Annotated in this window: 2 protein-coding genes; both read left to right on the top strand. The window is 62.0% G+C overall.

Features of this window, described 5'->3' with window-relative positions; translation table 11 throughout:
• Positions 1–161: 161 nt before the first annotated feature.
• Positions 162–1,313: an IS110 family RNA-guided transposase gene (locus tag A3C3_RS0137205; RefSeq protein ID WP_022719512.1), complete on the top strand. Its 1,152-nt coding sequence runs from the start codon at positions 162–164 to the stop codon at positions 1,311–1,313.
• Between the two features lie 551 nt (positions 1,314–1,864).
• A complete protein-coding gene (locus tag A3C3_RS0137200; protein ID WP_022719511.1) occupies positions 1,865–2,164 on the top strand; it encodes a DUF736 domain-containing protein in 300 nt (99 codons plus the stop codon).
• Positions 2,165–2,266 lie beyond the last annotated feature (102 nt).

Here is a 2,266-nt window from a genome sequence, read left to right as displayed (position 1 = left end):
ACAAGAAAGCCGCTTCCGGCCGCCCTCCATTTCATTACGGCCCTACGGGGGCGGTCCGATCGTCCCCGATCCTTGCGACAGCCATCGAGATCCTATGAGGATGGGCGGTGCCCTGCTTTGATGTGGTGGAGGTTGTTGCCATTTCGAAAAGGAGCAAGACAATGGTGCAAGCGCAGACGATGGATAATGCAGCACACAAGAACCTGAACGCGATCTTCGTTTCTGTAGAGCTGAGCAAGAAGACGTGGCTGATCACCTCAATTTCCCCGGGCGCTGGCGAGAAGCTGTCACGTCACTCTCTTCCTGGCGGAGACATTGCCGGACTCCTTGCTCGCCTTCGTCAACTGAAGCAGAACACCCGTGGCCGAACCGGCGCCGACTACTCCATTATCACCATCCAGGAAGCAGGGTTCGACGGCTTCTGGGTCCACCGCGTCCTGGAGGCGGAAGGTCACGAAAGCCATGTTGTCGATGCCGCATCGATTGCAACATCGCGGCGCAGGCGGAGGGTCAAGACGGACAGGCTCGATGGCGAGACCCTGATCCGCGCACTGCTGGCCTTCAAGCGCGGGGAACCACGGGTTTGCTCGATGTTATGCGTCCCGACGCCTGCGGAAGAGGATCGCCGTCGCATTGTGCGCGAACGCAAGATTCTGATGGAAGAGCGTATTCGGCACAGCAACCGGATCAAGGGCCTCCTCTTCTCGCAAGGAATCACCGGCTACGATCCCCTGCGGCGCGACCGTCGCGAGCGACTTGAAGCCTTACGAACCGGAGACGGACGTGCGCTTGCCGACCACATGAAGCGTCAGATTCTGCGCGAGCTCGGTCGACTTGAGATGCTGCTGGAGCAGGTTCAGGAGGTCGAAACCGAACGCAACGCGCTGCTCGAGGAAGAAGCGCAGTCAGCGCACGAAGTTGCCATGTTGTCGAAGGTCGTCGGCATCGGTCCCGAGTTTGCTGCCGTGCTGTGGGGTGAAGGGCTGTTCCGGCACTTTGACAATCGGCGCCAAGTCGCAGCGTACGCCGGGTTGGCACCGACGCCCTGGCAAAGCGGCTCCATCGACCGCGAACAGGGGATCGGCAAATCGGGAAATGCGCGATTGCGCTTCACGATGGTGGAGATGGCCTGGCTCTGGTTGCGCCATCAGCCTGCCTCGGGGCTCAGCCGCTGGTTCAACGAGCGCGTTGCCCAAAACGGCGGCCGCTTCAAGAAGGTGATGATCACCGCGCTGGCAAGGAAGCTGGTGGTCGCCCTTTGGAAGTACGTCAACGCGGGCGTCGTCATCGATGGAGCGATCATACGTCCATAACAATCTGTCGCATTGCAGTTCGGCCGGGCCCGATCAGCCTTGCCGGAGCCGAGGGGACGACCGCTTCGCGGCTTGGCTTGCACGCCGTCATCGAGATGGGTCTCGTCCACTCCTGAGCCTTTGCCGCCGCAGGCGGGATTATGGTGCGGCCGCGCGGGCGGCGACCGGATGTGAGGTTGATACGCGTAGGGGCGCGGATCAGGAAATGGGCTCAGACCTCAGGTTCATGCGCGAGAACGATGTCTTCGCTTGGACCGAATGCGCGTCACGGACGTTGCCAATGCTGGCGTCGATCTCGTTTGACAGCCGGTGAAACCGCACACGGCCTCTCTTCTGGCTGGTCTGGCACCGGCCCGACCTTGGCCTGCAACGGCTTCGCCGACCTTCTTCCCCTGCGGCTGCGCGCCGCATTCCTCGCGAGGCAACAAGCTCGGCCGCCGCCGTCCTCCGCTATCGCTGCGGCCCAGAGGGTGCAGTCGGCCGGATCGTCGCCTCACGACCGCTATCGAGGCCGCATAGGGCGGCTTCGAACAACAGTCAGGAGAACGACAATGGCTCAGATCGGCACCTTCACCCGCGACGAAAACGGAATCTACACCGGCGCCATCAAAACCCTCGCATTCAACGTCAAGGCCACCATCAAGCCCTGCGAACGCGACAACGACAAGGCCCCCGACTTCCGTGTCACCGCAGGTGGCGTCGAACTCGGCGCAGGCTGGAGCCGGACGGCCCGAGAAACCGGAACTGAATACCTCTCGCTCAAGCTGGACGACCCGTCCTTTACGGCTCCGGTCTACGCCTCTCTCGTCCAGGGTGAGAAGGGCGAACACAAGCTCATCTGGTCACGATGACCAGCCCACGGCGCGCCGCAACTGGTGGAGCGCCGTCCCCAAAACCAGCCACTCAGCAACTCAGAAAGACAGCTTGACGAGTGGTTCCTCATGTGAGGCCGC

It is taken from the genome of Rhizobium mongolense USDA 1844 (assembly GCF_000419765.1).
Classification (GTDB): Bacteria; Pseudomonadota; Alphaproteobacteria; order Rhizobiales; family Rhizobiaceae; genus Rhizobium; species Rhizobium mongolense.
This window is presented reverse-complemented; position numbering and strand designations above follow the sequence as displayed.

Bases quoted from the DNA above. Each gene is read 5' to 3' on its own strand.
- A3C3_RS0137205 (WP_022719512.1), top strand. From the start codon at position 162: ATGGTGCAAGCGCAGACGATGGATAATGCAGCACACAAGAACCTGAAC.
- A3C3_RS0137200 (WP_022719511.1), top strand. From the start codon at position 1,865: ATGGCTCAGATCGGCACCTTCACCCGCGACGAAAACGGAATCTACACC.